Source organism: Litchfieldella rifensis (genome assembly GCF_042646605.1).
In the GTDB taxonomy this organism is placed as follows: domain Bacteria; phylum Pseudomonadota; class Gammaproteobacteria; order Pseudomonadales; family Halomonadaceae; genus Litchfieldella; species Litchfieldella rifensis.
The window spans coordinates 23038-42744 of the sequence record NZ_JBHRUG010000049.1; the positions used below are offsets into that span (position 1 = coordinate 23038).

General features: G+C 66.3%; 11 protein-coding genes. 9 read left to right on the forward strand and 2 right to left on the reverse strand.

Features of this window, described 5'->3' with window-relative positions; genetic code table 11:
* Window positions 1–40: 40 nt before the first annotated feature.
* Together gltB and ACFOEV_RS21825 are read left to right on the forward strand one after the other, a co-directional pair.
* Window positions 41–4579 (forward strand): glutamate synthase large subunit, encoded by a 4539-nt coding sequence (gltB, locus tag ACFOEV_RS21820; protein WP_386777127.1) that lies wholly within the window; start codon window positions 41–43, stop codon window positions 4577–4579.
* Window positions 4579–6054, forward strand: a complete 1476-nt coding sequence (locus tag ACFOEV_RS21825) for a glutamate synthase subunit beta (protein WP_386777129.1) — start codon at window positions 4579–4581, stop codon at window positions 6052–6054. The genes gltB and ACFOEV_RS21825 overlap by 1 nt, the downstream gene beginning before the upstream one ends.
* Here ACFOEV_RS21825 and ACFOEV_RS21830 read toward each other — a convergent pair.
* Entirely contained in the window at window positions 6024–8030 is a 2007-nt protein-coding gene (locus tag ACFOEV_RS21830) for a RecQ family ATP-dependent DNA helicase (protein ID WP_386777131.1), read from the reverse strand. The genes ACFOEV_RS21825 and ACFOEV_RS21830 overlap by 31 nt on opposite strands.
* A 103-nt stretch (window positions 8031–8133) precedes the next feature.
* Between ACFOEV_RS21830 and ACFOEV_RS21835 the strand changes: the two genes are divergently transcribed.
* From ACFOEV_RS21835 to ACFOEV_RS21865, 7 genes are all read left to right on the forward strand, one after another.
* A complete protein-coding gene (locus ACFOEV_RS21835; protein ID WP_386777133.1) occupies window positions 8134–8712 on the forward strand; it encodes an endonuclease dU in 579 nt (192 codons plus the stop codon).
* 97 nt (window positions 8713–8809) lie between these two features.
* Window positions 8810–9469, forward strand: coding sequence for a dienelactone hydrolase family protein (locus ACFOEV_RS21840; protein ID WP_386777135.1), 660 nt, complete (start codon window positions 8810–8812; stop codon window positions 9467–9469).
* A 16-nt stretch (window positions 9470–9485) separates the two neighbouring features.
* A complete protein-coding gene (locus tag ACFOEV_RS21845; protein WP_386777137.1) occupies window positions 9486–10184 on the forward strand; it encodes an SDR family NAD(P)-dependent oxidoreductase in 699 nt (232 codons plus the stop codon).
* 109 nt (window positions 10185–10293) lie between these two features.
* A complete protein-coding gene (locus ACFOEV_RS21850) occupies window positions 10294–11757 on the forward strand; it encodes a hypothetical protein (RefSeq protein WP_386777139.1) in 1464 nt (487 codons plus the stop codon).
* Entirely contained in the window at window positions 11754–12707 is a 954-nt protein-coding gene (locus ACFOEV_RS21855) for a hypothetical protein (RefSeq protein WP_386777141.1), read from the forward strand. The genes ACFOEV_RS21850 and ACFOEV_RS21855 overlap by 4 nt, the downstream gene beginning before the upstream one ends.
* Entirely contained in the window at window positions 12704–17602 is a 4899-nt protein-coding gene (locus ACFOEV_RS21860) for a hypothetical protein (RefSeq protein WP_386777143.1), read from the forward strand. The genes ACFOEV_RS21855 and ACFOEV_RS21860 overlap by 4 nt, the downstream gene beginning before the upstream one ends.
* Window positions 17599–18696: a Wadjet anti-phage system protein JetD domain-containing protein gene (locus tag ACFOEV_RS21865; protein WP_386777145.1), complete on the forward strand. Its 1098-nt coding sequence runs from the start codon at window positions 17599–17601 to the stop codon at window positions 18694–18696. Before ACFOEV_RS21860 ends, ACFOEV_RS21865 begins: the two co-directional genes overlap by 4 nt.
* Before the next feature lie 17 nt (window positions 18697–18713).
* Here the strand turns inward: ACFOEV_RS21865 and ACFOEV_RS21870 are convergent, their stop codons facing one another.
* Window positions 18714–19628 carry a sensor domain-containing diguanylate cyclase gene (locus ACFOEV_RS21870; RefSeq protein ID WP_386777147.1) on the reverse strand — a complete coding sequence of 305 codons (915 nt, stop codon included), beginning with the start codon at window positions 19626–19628 and terminating at the stop codon, window positions 18714–18716.
* Window positions 19629–19707: the final 79 nt, after the last annotated feature.

Sequence of the window (19707 nt, forward strand, 5' to 3'; positions counted from 1 at the left end):
TGTGAAAGGTGCAAAGCCACCCGGCAGGGGTAACGACACCATGCGATACCCGGCAGGTAAATCCAGCGAGGGCCGCCACCTTGGGCCTCGCGCCGGCTATGCCAACTGCGGCGTTGGCGCCGTGATCAACGTGCACGGCGAAGCGACACATGGCCTGATCGAGGACGGCTTGCGCATGCTGCGCAACCTCGATCACCGCGGGGCGCGTGGCGCCGAGGAAAACACCGGGGACGGTGCCGGAATGCTGCTACAGGTGCCGCACCGCTTTTTCGCCGCCGCCATCCCCGGCCTACCCAGTGCCGGCAGCTATGGCGTTGGTCAGCTCTTTCTTCCCCAGGACAAGGCGCAACGCTCCGCCATCAAGCGGCTGATGACGTCGGTCATCGATGCCCTGGGATACCGCCTACTCGCCTGGCGTCGTGTGCCCACCGATAACCGCGGCCTGGGGCGAACCGCGCTGGACTCCGAACCCGTGGTCGAACAGTGCTTCGTGGCCCCCAGGCAGGCCATGTCGCCAGTGGCATTCGATGTCGGCCTCTACGTCCTGCGCTGCGAAATCCAGAATCGCGTGCGCGAGCGGGCACTGGGCGGCGAGGGGGCCAGCCTGTTCTACATCTGCAGCCTGGACCGGCGACGCATCGTCTACAAGGGGTTGCTGACCTGTGCCCAACTGGCCAGCTACTACCCGGACCTGAGCGATTCGAGGGTGGAAAGCGCGCTGGTGCTGGTGCACTCGCGTTTCTCTACCAACACCCTGGGGGCCTGGGAGTTGGCACATCCCTATCGCAGCCTGGTCCACAATGGCGAGTTCAATACGCTACTCGGCAATGTCAATTGGATGCGAGCACGGGAACCCCTGCTGGCAAGCGAACGCTTCGGTGCCGATATCGAGCGGATTCGTCCAGTTCTTGCCGAAGACGACCAGAGCGATTCCGCCGATTTCGACCACGTCCTGGAACTGCTGCTGGTCGGTGGCCGCTCGCTGCCCCATGCATTGCGCATGCTGATTCCCGAGGCCTGGGAAAAGGACGCAGCGATGGCCCCGGAACGCCGCGCCTTCTATGACTATCATTCCACCCTCATGGAGCCGTGGGACGGGCCGGCGCTGGTAGTGGCCTCGGATGGCGACGCGGTCGGCGCGGTCATCGACCGTAACGGCCTGCGCCCCTGTCGCTACTGCCTGACCCGCGACGACAAGCTGATCATGGCCAGCGAGAGCGGCACGCTGGACACCGACTTCGGTGAGATCGTGATGCAGGGACGACTGCGCCCGGGCCAGCTCTTTTTCGCCGATACCCGCGAAGGGCGCATCGTGCCCGAGGCGGAGGTTTTCCAGCGCCTGACCGGTGCCGCTCCCTATGCCGACTGGCTGGCTCAGCACCGGCTCAAGCTCGCCGACCTGGTCGATGAAACTGCCGAGCCCGTCATCAGCGCACTCGATCCGGCCACGCTCGACGCCCATCAATGTGCCTTCGGCTACACGCTCGAGGGCCTGCGTGTGCTGCTGGCGCCGATGGCCGAGTCTGGCAAGGATCCACTGGGCGCGATGGGCAACGACACCCCGCTGGCGGCCCTGTCGGCGCAGCGCAAGCCGTTATTCGCCTACTTCCACCAGCTCTTCGCTCAGGTCACCAACCCGCCGCTGGATTACCTGCGCGAGGCGCTGGTCACTTCGCTGAGCGGCCACCTTGGCCATCAGCGCAATCTATTGGGCCAGACGCCCGAGCACTGTCGCCAGTTGCTGATCGACAGTCCTATCCTCGACGATCGGGAGTTCGCCGCCCTGGCCGGACTCGATCTTGATGGGCTGCACGTGCACGAGATCGATACCACCTATTCCCCCGGCCAGGGGATGGCCTCGGTCATCGAGCGGCTCCGTCGCGACGCCGAAGCCGCTGTCGATGCCGGCGCCACCCTCGTGATCCTCGACGACCATCGGGTAGGGCCGCAGCGGGTGGCCGTGCCCGCGCTGCTGGTGGTTGGTGCCGTCCACCATGGCCTGATCCGGGCCGGCAAGCGCAGCCGAGTGTCGCTGGTGTTGCGCAGTGGCGAGCCCTATGCGGTGCATCACTACTGCACTCTGGTGGGGTATGGCGCCGATGCCATTTATCCGTGGCTGGCCTACCGCAGCCTCGAACATCTGCAGGTCGAGGGCACGCTCACCGGCGTCGAGAGCAGCGCCGCGGCGCGCCATGCCTATCGACTTGCCATCGAGGACGGCTTGCTCAAGGTCATGGCCAAGATGGGCATTTCCACCCTGGAGAGCTACAAGGGCGCGCAGATCTTCGAGTGCATCGGTCTGGACCAAGCGCTGGTCGATGAGTGTTTTGCCGGCACCCCGGGGCACATCCCGGGCGTCGGACTGGACACCATCGAAGACGAGACCGAGCAGGCCCATGCCGTCGCCTACAGCGACCGTATCGCCGGTAACCTGCAACTGTTGCAGGGTGGCGACTTCTACTGGCGGCGCGATGGCGAATGGCACCAGTGGAATCCCCGCACCATCGGCTATCTGCAGCAGGCGGCCCGTCACAACGACGTCGTGAGCTACCGGCGCTTCGCCGAGGCCGTCAACGACCAGAGCCGCTGTCTGCAGACGTTGCGTGGCCTGCTCGACTTCGACATCGAGCCACAACGCTCGATTCCGCTCGAGCGAGTCGAGCCGACCGAGTCGATTCTCAAGCGTTTCGGCACCGGTTCGATGTCGTTCGGCGCCCTGTCGCGCGAGGCCCACGAAGTCATGGCGATCGCCATGAACCGCATCGGCGGCAAGGCCGGTAGTGGGGAGGGCGGGGAACAGGTCGAGCGCTTCGGCACCGAGGCCGAGAACTCGATGAAGCAGTGCGCCTCGGGGCGCTTCGGGGTCACCGCACACTACCTGGCGAGTGCTCGTCAGATCGAGATCAAGATGGCCCAGGGCGCCAAGCCGGGCGAGGGCGGCGAACTGCCCGGCGGCAAGGTCGATGCGGCGATCGCCGAAGTGCGTTTCACGGTGCCGGGGGTCGGGCTGATCTCGCCGCCGCCGCACCACGACATCTATTCGATCGAGGACCTGGCCCAGTTGATCCACGATCTCAAGTGCGCCAACCCGGAGGCGGAGGTCCACGTCAAGCTGGTCTCCAAGGCCAATGTCGGCACCATCGCCGCCGGCGTCGCCAAGGCGCGCGCCGATGCGGTGCTGATCTCCGGCGATGCCGGTGGCACCGGGGCGGCCAAGAAGACCTCGATCAAGCATACGGGGACACCGTGGGAATTGGGGTTGGCCGAGACCCATCGGGTGCTGATGGCCAACAACCTGCGCTCGCGCATCACCGTGCGTACCGACGGTGGCATGAAGACCGGGCGCGACGTGGCGATGGCCGCGCTGTTGGGGGCCGAGGAGTTCGGTTTCGGCACCGCGCCGATGGTCGTCGTCGGTTGCCTGCTGCTGCGCAAGTGCCACTGCAATACCTGTTCGGTCGGCGTGGCGACCCAGGATCCCCGATTGCGCGAGCGCTTCGATGGCGAGGCCGAGCACATCATCAATTATCTGCGCTTCGTCGCCGAGGAACTGCGCGAGATCATGGCCGCGCTTGGCTTCGTGTCGATCCGCGAGATGGTGGGGCGTGTCGATCGCCTGCGCCCACGAGAGGTGGCGCACCCCAGGGGCATCATGCTGGACGCCGGCGCGCTGCTGACCCGGGTGGAATCGTCCGATACCCCCTACAAGATACGCGAGCAGAACCACCAGCTCGACGACAAGCTCGATCAGCGCCTGATGGCCCAGGCGGCGCCAGCACTCAAAGAGGGTAGGCCAGTACGTATCGACACCACGGTATGCAATCGGGATCGCAGCGTCGGCACCTTGCTGTCGTCGGCGCTGGTCAAGCGCTATGCGCCGACCATGCCGGCCGACGATACCCTGCGCATCCATCTGCAGGGAACGGCCGGCCAGAGCTTCGGCGCCTTCGTCGCCCGGGGCATCAGCCTGCACTTGACCGGTGACGCCAACGACTATCTCGGCAAGGGCCTGTCGGGCGGCCGGATCAGCGTGCGCACCCCGCCGGAGGCCGGCTATGCCGCGGCCGACAACGTCATCATCGGCAATGTCGCACTGTTCGGTGCCACCAGCGGCGAGGCCTACATCAACGGCCTGGCCGGCGAGCGCTTCTGTGTGCGCAATTCGGGAGCACTGGCCGTGGTCGAGGGTGTCGGCGATCATGGCTGCGAGTACATGACCGGTGGCGTGGCACTGATTCTGGGCCCGTGTGGCAAGAACTTCGCCGCCGGCATGAGTGGTGGCGAGGCCTACCTGCTCGACGAGCAGGGTGACCTGGCCGAGCGGGTCAATGCCGAGCGGGTCGGGCTGGAAGCCGTGGAGGATGCGCGCGACATCGCCCTGGTGCAACGCCTGCTGGAAAATCACTATGCCTACACCGGCAGCCATCGCGCCCGGACACTGCTCGATGATTGGCCTGCCACCCTGGCGCGGCTGGTCAAGGTGGTGCCCGAGGCCTATGCCGAGGTAGTCAGCCGCGAGCTGGCCGAGGGGCGGGATATTCGCGTCGTACCGCCGACCGCGGCCCAGGAGGTTGCCTGATGGACGAGAACCATCCCGACGGCTTTCTCAGACATCCGCGCGAGCCGATCGGCAAGCGCGACCCGCACGAGCGTATCGGCGACTATCGTGAGATCTATGCGCCGAGCTGGCAGGACGAGCATCTGCAACGCCAGGGCGAGCGCTGCATGGATTGCGGCGTGCCGACCTGCATGGGCGGCTGTCCCATCGGCAACCTGATCCCCGAGTGGAACGATCTGGTGGTGCGCGGTCGCTGGCGCGAGGCCTTGGCGCGACTGCATGCTACCAACAATTTCCCGGAGTTCACCGGTTATACCTGCCCCGCACCCTGCGAGCCGGCCTGCACGCTGGCCTACAACGCCGATGCCGTGACCATCAAGAGCCTCGAACGAGCGATCGTCGACAGGGGCTGGGAAATGGGTTGGATCCGTCCCGAGTCACCGGCACAGCGAACCGGCAAGCGGGTAGCGGTGGTCGGCAGTGGCCCGGCGGGGCTGGCGTGTGCCCAGCAGCTCAACCGCGCCGGGCACACGGTGACGGTATTCGAACGCGACGAGGCGCTCGGCGGGCTGATGACCCTGGGCATCCCCGATTTCAAGTTCGCCAAGCATCAGGTCGAACGGCGCCTCGACCAACTGCGTGGGGAAGGCATCGAGTTTCGCACCGGGGTCGAAATCGGCCCTGCGATGTCATTGGCCCAGTTGCGCGAACGTTTCGATGCGGTGTGCCTGGCGATCGGTGCCCAGCAGCATCGCGATGTCACGGTGCCGGGGCGCGAGCTGGGGGGAATCCATTTCGGCATGCCCTACCTGACCGCCGAGAATCGTCGTCAGGCGGGCCGCGATGGCCTGGCGATCGACGCCCACGGCAAGCGAGTGGTGGTACTGGGCGGGGGCGACACCGGCGCCGATTGCGTGGCCACCGCTCACCGTCAGGGCGCGCTGGACGTGGCACAGATCAGCGTGCGCGAGCAGCCGCCGATGACACGCCCGGCCGACAACCCCTGGCCGTGGCAGCCGCGCACCTACGAACAGACCTATGCCTTGGAGGAGGGGGGCCGGGCGCTGTTCGCGCTCAATGTCACCGCCTTCGTCGATGACGACGGTGATGGCGCCGTGGATGCCCTGGTCACCGAGCGCGTCAAGTGGACCCTCGATAGCCAGGGACGGCGCGTGGACAAGACGGTGCTCGAGGAGAATATCCGCATGGCCGCCGACCTGGTGCTGATCGCCATTGGCTTCCGGGGTGCCCAGGCCCAGGCGTTCGTCGACCAGGGGCTGACCCTTGCCGACAACGGCGCGTTGGCCACCGACGAGACCATGATGACCGATCTGGAGGGGGTCTTCGCCAGCGGCGATGCCCGCCGCGGAGCCTCGCTGGTGGTGTGGGCGATCGGCGAGGGACGTGACGTCGCACGCCATATCGACACCTACCTGACGGGGGCATCGCGGCTGCCGCCGAGCCTTCAGACCCTGACTCCGCCGACCGACGACTGACCTTCCAGCCAGCTCTGCACCTCGGCATAGGGGTAGGCCTCGAGTGCCGCGAAGCCGGGCAGTTGCCTGGCCTTGAGGCGGGTGAACAGCGGGGTGGTGATGCCACACAGGAAACGGGTCAGCAATGCCGTCGAGGGCGGGGCGTCATGCAGTGTGCGATAGCGCTCGACCAGCGCCTGGCACAGGGCGCCGGCGTCTTGCGAGTCCAGCGGCGGGAGGGCATCCCCCTCGGGAATTCTGGCTACCTGGCCACGACACACGGAACAGTGGCCGCAGCGCTCGGGCGCCCGGTCGTCGCCGAAGTAGCGGGCCAGCCGATGGCTCAGGCAGGCATCGCTTTCGAACAGCTCGAGCATGGCGTGGATGCGGGCGATCTCGGCGGCTTCCTTGTCGCGGAAATAGCCGTGCAGCTCGTCGGCCAGCCGCGCCGGGTCGACATGGGGCGCAAGCACTTGGTAGACCTCGGTCATCTGCTTGCTTTCCAGCTGGATCCAGCCCTTGTCGTTGAAGTATTCCAGCGCCGCGATCACCCGGGCGCGCTGGGTATCCAGGCCACGCGCCTGGCCGAGTCGGTAGAGGGCATCGAAATCCAGACTGCACCAGGTCTTGGCGCGACTGGCCGCCGCGACGATGGCCTGTACGAATTCCCGGCGTTCGCCCTGAAAGCGTTCCACCAGGGCGTCGGGGTCACTCAGGTACTTGAAACGGTACTCGGCGAAATAGGCATAGCGCGGGGCGATGATGCCGCGCAGCTCGAGTTGTACCAGTAAGGTCTTGAGCGGCAGCGGACGGATATTGGCCTGCTGCGCGAGGCTGGTAAGCATCAGTTCCCACTGGCTGTCGGTGTCGTCTCTGGTGGCGGCCAGCAAATCGTCGATCACGCGGCGGATACCGTCGGGCTCCGGGGTGTCGCCGTAGACGAAGTTTTCCAGCACCCTGAGGGTGTCGCGACCACCCAGTACCAGGCACTCGGCGGGGTGACCGTCGCGCCCCGCACGGCCGATCTCCTGGCTGTAATTCTCGATCGACTTGGGCAGGTCGAAGTGCACCACGTTGCGGATATCGGCCTTGTCGATGCCCATGCCGAAGGCGATGGTGGCAACGATGCAGTTCACCTGGCCGGCCATGAACTCCTGCTGAATCCGCTCGCGGGCCTCGTTACCCAGCCCGGCATGGTAGGCGCAGGCTTGGAGTCCGGCCTTGCCGAGATAGGCGGTGAGCTGCTCGGCGGTCTTCTGCAGGGTCACGTAGACGATGGTCGGTTGGGGTGAGGCTGTCTCCAGGCGCGGGCGCAGCCACTCGACCAGCGCGCCGGCGCGGCGGGAGGCCTCGACTGGCGCCACCTGCAGGTCGAGATTGTGGCGATAGAAGCCAGTGGCGGTGACGTCTTCGGCGGCGATCTCGAAACGGCTGCGCATGTCGGCGATCACCCGGGGCGTGGCCGTGGCGGTCAGCAGCAGCGCCTGGGGGATGGCGAACTGGCGCTGGTAGTCGGGTAGCTTGAGGTAGTCGGGACGAAAGTTGTGGCCCCACTCGGAGATGCAGTGGGCCTCGTCGACCACCAGCAGCGAGATCGGTATGCGCTGGATGAAGGTGCGGAAACGCTCGTTCTTGAGCCGTTCCACCGAGATCATCAGGATGCGGATCTCGCCGCGTTTGACGCCGTCCATGACCGCGGCGGCCTCCTCGCGACTCTGGCTGGAGTCGATGCTTGCCGCCTTGATGCCATGGCGGTCCAGGAACGCCAGTTGGTCCTGCATCAGCGCCAACAAGGGGGAAACCACCAGTGTCAGGTGAGGGAGATGCAGTGCCGGAAGCTGGTAACACAGCGACTTGCCGGAACCGGTGGGGAAGATCGCCGCCGCCGAGTGTCCGGCCACCACCGACTCGATCACCGCGCGTTGGCCGGCGCGAAAATCGTCGTAGCCGAAGACCTGCTGTAATGTCTGCTGGATAGGTGATGTCTCTTGGGTCATGGGGGGTGGCACTCCATTGCCAGAACGAGAATGCATCAGCATAGCGGTCGCGGCAGGGTGTTGTCTCACCGGGTGACCAAATGCAAACCGGCAAGCGCTAGGCATGACGACCAGACAGCCCAGAACTTTCTCGCATATCGTCGGTTTCGACGATTGCCCCTTCCCGCGCGGCCATCGCGGCGACGTGCCCATCGTTGGCGTGATCTACTCCGGCCTCCGGCTGCAAGGCGTGGTTTCGGGCAAGGTGCGGCGCGATGGTGCCAACAGCACGCGCGAACTGACGCGCCTGGTGCGCGAATCCAAGTTCGCCGCGCATCTCCAACTCGTGCTGTTGCAGGGGGTGGCCCTGGCCGGCTTCAACGTGGTCGACGTGCCCCGGCTGCACGCGGCGCTGGGCATTCCGGTACTGGTCGTTGCCCGCCATGCGCCGCGCCGGGACGCCATGCGTCGGGCGTTGCTCGAGTGTATCCCCGGTGGCGCCCGCAAGTGGGCCCTGGTCGAGCGTCTCGGGGAGATGGAGCCGCTGGCGGGCGTTTACGTACAGCGCATGGGGCTCAGCCGTGAGGAGGCCGCCGCGGTATTGCACGAGACGTCGCTCAACGGTGTCATTCCCGAGCCACTGCGCACCGCGCATCTGATCGCCGGTGGTATTGCGACCGGAGAAAGCTCGGGACGCGCGTAAGAGGGCGATCTGCTGGAGTGAAGCGGCGGTCGCTAACTACACTCGAAGAATAAGTAGGAGTGTCTTTTCATCTATCCGTGAAGAGGAGGAATCCCCTATGGCTTCTTCCCGCACGAACGTCAAGCTGCAAGCCGCCGGGGTCGACCTCGAGGGCGATTTGATCGTGCCGGAGAACCCAGCGGGAATCGTGGCATTTGCCCACGGCAGCGGCAGTAGCCGCTTCAGCACTCGCAACCAGCAGGTGGCCCGCTACCTCAGTGAACAAGGGCTGGCCACCTTGCTGTTCGATCTGCTGACGGCGCAGGAAAACGAGATCGACGAGCGTACCCGTGAGCTGCGCTTCGATATCGAACTGATCGGCAAGCGCATGACCGGCGCCGTGGACTGGGTGGCGAAAGCGCAGGAGGCCCAGGGCCTGGATATCGGGCTGTTCGGTGCCAGTACCGGGGCGGCGGCCGCGTTGATCGCTGCCGCCGAACGACCGGACCAGGTCCGTGCGGTGGTCTCACGGGGAGGACGTCCGGACCTGGCCGGCGATTATCTGCCGGCGGTCAAGGCGCCGACGCTGATGCTGGTCGGCGGATGGGACGAGCCGGTGATCGATCTCAACGAACAGGCCCGGGAACGGATGCGGGCGATTTGCGATCTGGTCATCGTGCCCGGCGCGACCCACCTGTTCGAGGAGCCGGGCAAGCTGGATGAGGTGCAGGAGCACGCCGGCCGCTGGTTCCTCCAGCATCTCGCTGGCTCCTCATAGCGCAAGGAGACTCCGGATGAACAAGGTCTGTGCAATCATCGGCATCGGGCCGGGCAACGGCCTCGCAATGGTGCGTCGCTTCACCCGCGAGGGCTACACGGTGGCGATGTTGTCGCGGAATGTCGAGCGCCTGAAGGAGCTGGAAAATGAGGTGCCCGGGGCGTATGCCTACCAGTATGACGCCATCGATGGCGAGCGGGCGGCCGAGGTCTTCGCCAGGATTCACCAGGACCTCGGCCCGGTCTCGGTGCTGCTTTACAACGCCGGGGCGGGCGTGTTCAAGAGCGCTGGGGAAGTGACACTGGATGAGTTCGAAAGCACCTGGCGGGTGAACTGCTACGGCTTGCTGGCGGCCACTCAGGCCGTGCTCGGTCAGTTGCGCGAGCACGACCAGGCGAGTCTCATCGTCACCGGGGCGTCGGCAGCATGGCGTGGCCGGGCAGCCACCGCGCCCTTCGCGTCGGCCAAGGCGGCGCAGCGCAGCCTGGCGCAGTCGCTGGCGCGTCAGCTTGGTCCCGAGAACATCCATGTCGCCTACGTGGTGATCGATGGGGTGATCGACCTGCCGCGTACTCGTCAGGCGATGCCGGACAAGCCGGACGAGTTCTTCCTCGATGCCGATGCCATCGCCGACAGCGTCTGGTTCCTCACCCGGCAGCACCGCTCGGCGTGGACCTTCGAACTCGATCTGCGCCCGTTCGGCGAGTCCTGGTAAAGGGCCCGCTCTGCCTGTGAAAACGAGCGTGGACGAGTGTGAGCGAGATCGTTCATGACCCACTGCCTCTCCCTTGGCATAATGGCGGTTTTGGCCTCAGGGATGACCCATGACCGCCTGGAGCAAGTTACTCGTCGCCACCACGCGGCTGATCGACCTGCACGACAGCGCCCACGAACCGGGCTCGCCGTTCGTGCAGGTCAGCCAGGAGCAGCGTCGCGGCTACCGTGACGGTTACTGGCTGGACCTCGGCTGCCTGCTGCTCGACTACCTGCTCGACGTGGATTTCGCCACCAACAGCGCCTTCGTCTCGCAGACCCGCTGCCTCGCTCAGTTGCGTGAGCACTATCCCCGCTTGCCGCACGATGACCTGGCCTTCGTCGTCAATCTGCTGTCGACCCCGAGCGAACTACATTTTCGTCAGGTGTCCCCGACCGCGGACACGCACAGCGTGGAGGGGGAGATCTCGAGGAGCATGCGCAGCACCAAGCGCACCGCGCTGATCGAAAAGCAGGGCCAGACCGGTCAGGTACGCCTGACACCGAGTGGCCGCCAGGCAGTTACGCTGGCCAGCCAGGTCGAGGATCTGCTGTATTCCGAATACGACGCCGCCAAGGTGCTCGCTGCACTGGCCCGGGGCGACTTCGCGCGGATTCCCGATATCACCAACCAGATCCTGATGGCGATTCGCGCCCTGACCCAGGAACTGCGCCGGGTGCGCGAGAACCCCACCCGCGAGGGCAAGCTGTCGGCCTTTCTCGACAACGAGCGCCATTACCACAATGCGCTGTCGACGATCCAGAACACCCTGCTCAGCGCACGCTCGCAACTGGCCACGCCGGATGTCATGCAGCGCTTCGAGCACTGGTGCGAGCGCCAGGAGGACGACTGGGACCTGCGCATGCTGGCGGGCGCCATCGGGCGGGTGCTCAATGCGATCGAGAACCTCTCGCGGCGGCTTTCCGAGCTGCTCTCGGATATCGCCGAAGGCCGCATTCAGTCGATGGGGGTGATCGACTTCGCCGACATGGCACGGCGGCTGTTGAGCGAGCCGTTGCATGCGCCGCTTCGTGATGCGCTGGTCAATCGGATGATGCCGTTCGGCCTGGCTGCCGCCATGCCGCGCGTCGAGCCGCTGATCCCGCTGGTCGAGACGCGTCGTGCCGAGAAGAGCGCCGCGGCGCTGGTGTTCGACGAACACGACGATGCCCGCCCGGAAGATCCGCTGCTGGCACGTTTCCTCGAGGCACGCGGCCCGGCCTTGCGCAAGCGCCTGGGTGAGGCACCACTGTCGCTGCCCGATGCCTTGAGCGAAGGCTGGCACCGCTTCGAGGAAGAAGACTGCCTGGCCCAGTTGCTCAACACCTTCGTCGATACCCATCTGCTCGGCGAACGCCTGACGGTCGGCATCGAGGCCGATCCGTTCGTCATCACGCTCGCCGACGGGCGCCGGATCGAAGGGGCGGTAACGCCCTCGCTACGCTTTCTACCGGCGTCCGAGGCCGCACCACATTCCGAGATGGAAACTTCAGACGCGGCAGAGTCCATCGCCGCTCAGGACACGTATTCATGAACATGACCGAGATGGGCGAGGTCGTCGCCTACCTGTTGCGCTACCGTACCGCCGAGCGCCAGCCCAGTGGCGGCCGCAAGCGTCGCGCTGCCCGCGAAGGCCAGCTCTCCGAGCGTGATGTGTGTGCCTTGATCGATGACGCCCTGGATACCGAGCGCGAGGCGCTGCGCGACTTTCTCGCCGGCCAGGGGCTGCGTCTGCGCGTCTTCGAGCCCGGCGACTATCCCGGCATCGCTCCCGGCTCGCGGCTCTATGCCCTCGTGCCGGACCCGGAGCTGGAGCAGCCACCGCTCTATACCCGCGACCCGGTATTCGATGCCCTGCGCCTGCGTCAGGAGAGTCGCGCCGAGCTGGCCCAGTGGTATCTGCAGCTGTGGCTGCTGCTGCATACCCTGCTGTATACCCGGCTCAACCGGGCACTGTCGGATATCAGTCGCTACCAGGAAGCGACCTTCGCCACGACGGAACTGGTCGAGCTGATGCGAGAGCAGCTCGAAAGCCTACGTGGCCTGGGAGAGGCCGCGCCCGAGACCAGCCGCGTGCTGCTCGATGAGCGCGGCGAGGATATCGCTCGGCGGGTCAAGGCGTTCATCGAGTTGCAGGTGCGCGCCGGCCAGCTCGAAGCCGTGCGCGAAACCACCGACGACGACGGCGATATCTGGCAGCAGACGCTGCTGGGCGCCCTGGAGGCCGAGCAGGTCGGCGTGCACCACCTCTCGCATCTGGTCGAGCTGCTCTCCGGTCAGGGAACCCAGGAGGGGGGAAGCCAGGACCGAGGGAAAGAGGATGGCGCGACCACCGAGGAGACTCAGACAGTGGCGGCCGCCGCGGAGGAGGTGTCGGGTGACGAACTCGATCCGACACTCGCCCTCGAGAATGCCGACGACGTTGACGAAGCGGCCGATCTGTTCGCCGATGCCGACATGCAAGACACCGGAGGCCGTGCATGAGCGTGATCAACCGTATCGAAGTGGCCAACCTGCTCAACAAGCATGGCGATATCGCGTCACCCTGGGACGCCAAGATGCGTCACCTGCTGCTCGATCTGCGCGGTCAGTCGAGTGCCATCAGCATGGAGAACGGCTTCGGCAAGACCACCCTGGCCGAAGCGTTGATCGGGCTGCTCTCGCGCGACCGGTCGCTACTGTCGCGCACCCGGCGCAAGTGCTCACCATCGAGCGTCGGCGGCCAGGGGCGCAGTTGGTCCCATCTGCGCGTCGAATTCCGCTCGGGCAGCGGCACCACGGGGCAATCCGACATGCTCGCCGCGGCTGGCGAGGAGGTCGCCGGCGAGACCTTCGTGTTCGGCATGTACGGTTATAGCGATGGCAGCGGTCTGGCGTTCTATCACTACGCCGGCAAGCTCGGCGACGTGCCGGTGTATCACATGACCCGCGACGGCAAGCTGGCGCTGTACGCCAACGCCGACGTGCAGGCGGCGATGCGCGCCCAGGGCGTGACCCGCAGTGCCAATCGCGAAGAATGGCTCGATGCCGTGGGGGCGCATATCTCGCGCCGCGAGCTGGCCCAGCTCGCGGCTTTCCAGAAGGAGGGCGGCGCCGACAAGAGCCAGATCTTCAACGCCATCAAGCCGCGCGCCGGTGAAAAGGCCGATCAGGCGTTCTTCTTCGAGGTGCTGGCACCGCAGATCCTCTCCGGGGCGACCCGCGGCGAGACCGACGAAGGCGAGGAGTTGATCGAGGACGTCATTCTCAATTCGGGCACCAAGGTCACCGAGTTGCGTCATCGGTTGCACGAGGCCGAGCAGGACCAGCGACGGGCCGAGGACAAGGTCACGCGTCTCGACGAGCTCAATCGCCAGGGCGAAGCGCTGCTCGAGGCACGCCACTCCCTGGCGGCGCTGGACGAGGGCCTCGCGGCGAGCGAACGCCTGCTGGGCGGCCAGGCGTTGACCGAGTTGCCGGGCTTGCCGCGTCGCCCATCGCTCGATGACGATGCCGTCACGGATCCCGAACTGGTCGCCGGTTTCGCCTGGGGCGTCGGCGACACCGAGCGTCCCCGCGTTTCCACCTGGCTGCTCGCCAAGCTGACCCAGCAGAACGAACGCAGTGTCCGCCAGGCCTTGTCCGAACGCGGTGTCCGGGTCGACTCCCACCGTCGCTTGATCCACTTGCCCGAAGCGGGCTGGCCCTGTGCGAAGGATGTCAATCATGTCGCCTTTGCCGCGGCCCGCGAGTGGCTGACCGACAGCCATGCCTTCGCCGATGATGCAGCTCGCTATCGCGCCCTGGCGCGACTCGACGAGGCCGTGGATGCCTTCGAGTCACTGGATGGCAACCGCTTCCGTGACGAGGTGATTGCCGACCGCGAGTATCTCAAGGAGCTCAAGGCCGACGCCCGGCAGCTCGATGCGCAATGGGAACGGCTCGACCGCGAGCGTGAACAGCTCGAGTCGCGCCAGCGTGAGTTTACCGACAACCAGAGCTTCTACACCCAGGCGCTCGCTCAGGGGCTGTTCAGCGAGGCCGAGCTGGAAACCCCGGAGACGACCCGGGACGCGGCGGAGGCCGCTGCCGAGCAGGCGCGCCGGGCGCTATCCGAGCATATCGGTCGCGTCGGTGAACTCAAGCAGGTCGCCAAATGGCACGCCGAATTCAAGACCGCCCATCCCGACAGCTCTCCCGGGGAGTTGCTGGCGCTGAAGAGCGAGCAGCAGGAAACGCTTAGCGGCGAGCACGACGACGTCAGCATCGAGCTGGAAAGTGTCGCCGCCCAGCGCGAGAACGCGCGTGACGAACTCGAGCGACTGCGTGGCGAGCGACAGCGGCTCGAGGGCGAGCGGGGCCCGCTCAAACAGGGCCAGGACGCCTGGCAGGCCTTCGCCGCTGGCTGGCCCGACGAGGACATCCGCGAGTTCTGGGCGCGCCGAAAGGCCGAGCTGGCCGCGCTGCAGCAGGAGTGTCGGCAGCAGCGTCAACGCCGGGAAGAGGCACAGGCGCGCCGCGCGCGGCTGACACCGCTGGCGCAGGCGGCACAGCGTTACGCGCAGTGGCATGGTGACGACGAGCCAGTGCACCTGCGTGACCGGCTCTATCGCCAGTCCCGCGAGCTCGAGGATGAGCGTCACCGGCTGGACCAGGAAGCGCGTCACCTGCGCGAGCTGCATCAGGCCTGGCTGGCGTTTCGCGAACACAGCGACCAATCGCCCGACGCCTGGCTCAAGGACGCCAAGGGCCGCTATCCACGGCTGTTGCGCGAAGCGGAGGGGCTCGATGCCCGGATCGTCAGTCGCGAGCGCTATCTGGAAAGCCTCGCCGGCGACCCGCTGGCCCGTCAGGTGGCCGAGGAGGAGGCGCATCGCCTGCTCGATGCGGCTGAAATCGCCTGTGTGCCGCTGCATGAGGTGCTGACGCAAACCGACGCCGATAGTCACCAGCGTCGCGACTGGCTGGCCCAGGCCGCCGGCCAGCTGTTCGCGCCGGTGGTCGAGGGCGAGGCGGCGGCGCGGGACGCCGCCGAGCGCCTGATCGAACGAGGACTGGGCGTGCCGGTCATCGAGGCGAGCCGACTGGCTGACTGCCTGGCCGCGGGCCAGCCACCGCTTGGCGCCGTTCAGGGTGTGGAAACGCTGGCGGTGAAGGCGGCGCTGGATCCGCAGTACCTGACGGCGCTGCGCGACGATATCCAGGGGCGCCTGGCCATCGACCGTGAGCGCCGTGCCGCCCTGGACGACGAGATCGCTCGGCTCGACCCGCATGGCGAACGCTTCTCCCTGGCCCTGCGCGCCCGTGCCGCCGTCGAGGAGAAGGTCGAGGACGCACTCGAGGGACTGGAGCGGGACAAGGCCGCACTGGCATCCCAACGGGAGCAACTCGCGCCGAGGATGACCGACGCAGCGCTCACCGCCATCGACGACTTCCAGCGTTTCCTGCTGGAGGGCGGTGACAGGGCCCTGGAAGAGGCCGCCGAGACGCTGGTCGATGCCGAGGCGCAGTTGGCCGAGCTGGCGCCGAAAGTGGCCCAAGCCGAGCAGGAACTCGAGGCCCATGGTGCCACCTGGCTGGCGGCCGAGAAGTTCGCCGATGCCGGCGGCGTCGAGCGTCTGGCGGCGCTGGAAGCGCGCCTTCTTGGGCTGATCGAGCAGGAGACCATCGCCGGCGAGCGCTTCGAACAGGCGGGTGAGCGTCTCGAGTCGCTGCGTCGCCGGCGTGACGAGCTGGCCGATCGGTTGCGTGTGCTGTTCGCCGACGGCGAGCGCGATCGACTGCGTGCCCTGGAAGCCTTCGAAGACGAGGGTGGCGTGGCGTTCATGCAATCCGCCGCCTCGGTCGAGAGCGAGCTCAATGCGTCGCTGGCCACCGCCAGCCGGCGTGCCGACTTCGATTTCACGCGCATTCGTGCCTATCTCGACGTGCGCGACGAGAGCGGTGGCAGCCAGAAGCTCGAACGCGAGATCGCCCGGCTGAAACATGAGCGCAGTGCGACGCATGCCGCGCGCAAGACCAATGGCCAGGAGCAGGAGGGCGTCGAGGCGAGGCTCGATGCCAATCAGCGCGCCATGACCTGGAGCGACCAGCTGGCCATCGCCTGGCTGGAGGTGCTGCGCGAGCTGTCGAATGGCTGGCTGCAGCGCCTGGCGGCGCTCGACGACCTGGCCGCGTCGAGCCGTTGGCCGGCCGATCATCCCCAGGCCGAAGCGCTGGACGACGCCTTGTGCGACTGGCGTCGCTTGGCCGGTAGTGACGCGAATGACGACGGCGAGCCCGATCTTGCCGCGCTGGAAACCTGTCAGCAGACGCTGCTCGACGCACTGGGCGAGTTGAATCTCGGCGAGCGGGCGCGCAATCGCGAGCGCCAGGCGCGCGACGTGGAGAATCGCGAGCAGCAGTTGGCCGGGGCCGTCGCCGATGCCGGCGACAGTCGCTTGTTCAACGACACCGAACGCGCGCGACTGGCGACGCTGGATGGGGTCAGCCCGGCGGCACTGGACGATCTGCGCGCCCTGTATGCCCAGCTCAATGTCCAGCTCGGCGATCACCGCGACCGGGTCGCCAAACTGCACGCTTCGCGCGAGCACATCGAGGGCACGCTGGTCGAGCGACTGGGTTCGATCATCACCGATGCCGCCGGTAATCTGGATATCCTCAAGCGCGTGGCCCGCCGCAGCGGCGAAGGCGGCGCCTACTTCGAGGTCAAGGCGGCGCTGATCGGCGACGACGCGGTGCGCGAGCTGATCCAGTTGCTGCTAGCCGATATCGATGAGCACCAGGCGGCCCAGCGTCGGCGCCTGCAGCAGGATAGCGCCACCAGCGGCGACCAGCGTCGACGGGACGAGGAACTGACCCGCCAGATCCGTCGGCGCATCTATCGTGGCCTGTTCCGCGACGTCTCGATTCGCCTCAAGCACGAGGCCATTCGCCCGCACGGGAGACTGTTCTCGCTCAACGAGGACATGTCCGAGGGGCAGCGCGAAGCGGTGTCGCTGATGTGGCTGGTCAAGCTCTCCGAGTTCGCCATCGAGCGTGAGTTGCGCGAATTGCCCGGTACCCACAAGCGGCGTGCCCGGGCCGGCCGCGAGAGCGTGATCCTGCTCGACGGCCTGTTCTCCAAGCTCTCGCACCGCCGCCTGATCCAGGACTCGCTGGAGTCGCTGCGCAACACCCGCGGGCGCTTCCAGATGATCGGCCTGATCCACAACCCCAACTACGAAAACGATGCGGCGATCTTCCCGACCTACCTTGTCGGTAGCGTGATCGGCGGGGCACAGGGGCAGGGCGGTCACGTGGTGGTGCGCGATGGTCGTGTGGTCGACCCCGACACCATTGGCCGTGGCCAGGGCGAGGCCAGCCTGTTCGGCATTCATGTCACGGAGCCGGTCACATGAGCTATTTGAGCGAGTGTGCCGAGGCCGTGCAGATCTACTTGGAAGGTGACTGGGCAAAGCACTATCGCAAGCGGGGTGCCAAGCGCTGGCGCAGCGTGAGTCTGGTCAAAAGGCTCAAGCGGGAAGGTATCTGCACGACCGAACTGGATGGCTGGGAGGCCTTGAGTGAGCTGGCCCGGGCGGGAGTGATCGAGACCACGCAGCCCATCGCGGCAAATCAGTGTCTCAACGTGCACGTGTCCCTGTCCGAGGCCGAGCGTCACCGTCTCGAAGCCGAGTTTTCCGACGTCGACGACGCGCTGCAGTTGCAGGCCGGTCAAGCCGTCGTGTGGCGACATGCGCTCGATGGTGTCCTGTACGATTGGTCGCTGGACGATCAGTACCGGCTTGCCCAGGGACTGCGTGAACTGGCCGGAGCGCTGCCCCAGGCGTACGCGATGAGTGCCTTCGAGGCCAGCGCGCGGTATCTGCTCGGTAGCAGCAAGCTGTTGACGGCGCTGCCTCGTGAACTGGTGCGGGCCTTCGCCATCGATGTGGCGGCCTTCCGTGGGCCGGTGGCCTGGGTGCTGGCGGCGATGCCGTCCGAGCCGGAGGGTCTGCTGGTGATCGAGAACCCCCAGAGTTTCGACCAGGCATGTCGCGCCGGCCTGAGTGAACGTCTCGCGCTGGTCTGCAGCTTCGGTTATGGCCTGTCACTCAGCGAAGTCCTGAAGGCACCGGAACGGGTGCGCTTGATCGGTGAAGGGACTGCCTCCCGGACCTTGAGCGAGTTGCTCGGCTCGCCGAACAAGACCTTCTGGGGGGACCTCGACCCGGAGGGATTACGCATCTATTGTCGCCTGCGCCAAACCGTCCCGGCGCTGCGACTCTCGGCACTCTATGGTCCGATGATCGCTGTGCTCGAGAGTGGCGGCGGGCATCCGCTGCATGGTCTTACCGGCAAGGCCGATCAGCGTCCTGCCAGAGGCTGGTCGCGTGGACTGGATCAGGAGATGCTGGACGATGCCAGTCTGACGGCACTCGCCGGCCAAGCGCTCGACGAGGCGATACAGCAGCGCTGGCTCGCGTATCTTGGCTCAACCGATGTCGAGTGAGATGGCCTCTGCGCCGGTCACTCGACGCTGATCACCAGGTTGCGCCCCCGGTGTTTGGCGGCATACAGGCCTCGGTCGGCACGCTCTATCAGGACGTCCCTGGACTCCCCCACACGATGTTCGGCGACCCCGATGCTGACGGTCACCCGCCCTTGGGTGATGCCGAAGTCGTGGGCAGCGATAGACTGGCGAAGCCGTTCCGCCAGGGGCTGGCAACGTGACAGGGGCGTCAGTGGTAGCATGATGGCGAACTCTTCGCCGCCCAGCCGGGCAACGAGGTCTTCCTCCCGCAAGGCGTCGGTGCATAGCCCGGCCAGCTCCGTGAGTACCTGGTCCCCCTGCAGATGTCCCCAGGTGTCGTTGATGCGCTTGAAGTGATCGAGATCGATCAGCATCAACGATAAAGGGGTGCTGTGGCGGTTGCTCAGTGAAATCTCTTCATCCAGGCGACACATCAGCTTGCGGCGATTGGCCAGGCCGGTCAGTTCGTCGGTATCGGACAGTTCGCGCAAATGCGCCTGGTAGGCGATCTGTTCGCTGATATCCAGCATCAGGCCGTGCCACAGGGTGCCGTTACCCAAGGGCTCGGGTTGGGCGCGAGCGGCGATCCAGTGTACCTCGCCGTCGGGTTGGCGCAGGCGAAACTGGGTGGCCAGCGGCGTCTGGTTCTTGGCCGAGCGCTCGATGGCGGCCATCAAGCGGGGAAAGTCCTCCGGATCGACTCTATCGAACGCATGGTGGGCATCGTCGGCCAACAGGCGTCGCTCGACTCCGCGGATCAGGGCAACACTGCCGGCAAGATAGGGAAACCGCATCCGTCCACTGGCACTGCGGTGAAACTGGAAGATCATGCCGGGAATGCGTTCGGTCATCTTCTTGAGCTGTTCGAGACTTCCCAGGGTCTCGAGCAGCGCACTCGTGTCGGAAGGCATGCGCAATGGCCTCCTGGTTGGCTTCCTGCTGCGTGATGGGATTGCTGCTATGCATTCGCCTTTGGCGTCGGCATTCCCA

What these genes read in the sequence shown, in the direction of transcription:
- gltB (WP_386777127.1), top strand. Translation starts at nt 41, where the DNA reads ATGCGATACCCGGCAGGTAAATCCAGCGAGGGCCGCCACCTTGGGCCT.
- ACFOEV_RS21865 (WP_386777145.1), top strand. Translation starts at nt 17,599, where the DNA reads ATGAGCTATTTGAGCGAGTGTGCCGAGGCCGTGCAGATCTACTTGGAA.
- ACFOEV_RS21860 (WP_386777143.1), top strand. Translation starts at nt 12,704, where the DNA reads ATGAGCGTGATCAACCGTATCGAAGTGGCCAACCTGCTCAACAAGCAT.
- ACFOEV_RS21870 (WP_386777147.1), bottom strand. Translation starts at nt 19,628, where the DNA reads ATGCCTTCCGACACGAGTGCGCTGCTCGAGACCCTGGGAAGTCTCGAA.
- ACFOEV_RS21840 (WP_386777135.1), top strand. Translation starts at nt 8,810, where the DNA reads ATGGCTTCTTCCCGCACGAACGTCAAGCTGCAAGCCGCCGGGGTCGAC.
- ACFOEV_RS21845 (WP_386777137.1), top strand. Translation starts at nt 9,486, where the DNA reads ATGAACAAGGTCTGTGCAATCATCGGCATCGGGCCGGGCAACGGCCTC.
- ACFOEV_RS21835 (WP_386777133.1), top strand. Translation starts at nt 8,134, where the DNA reads ATGACGACCAGACAGCCCAGAACTTTCTCGCATATCGTCGGTTTCGAC.
- ACFOEV_RS21825 (WP_386777129.1), top strand. Translation starts at nt 4,579, where the DNA reads ATGGACGAGAACCATCCCGACGGCTTTCTCAGACATCCGCGCGAGCCG.
- ACFOEV_RS21855 (WP_386777141.1), top strand. Translation starts at nt 11,754, where the DNA reads ATGAACATGACCGAGATGGGCGAGGTCGTCGCCTACCTGTTGCGCTAC.
- ACFOEV_RS21830 (WP_386777131.1), bottom strand. Translation starts at nt 8,030, where the DNA reads ATGACCCAAGAGACATCACCTATCCAGCAGACATTACAGCAGGTCTTC.
- ACFOEV_RS21850 (WP_386777139.1), top strand. Translation starts at nt 10,294, where the DNA reads ATGACCGCCTGGAGCAAGTTACTCGTCGCCACCACGCGGCTGATCGAC.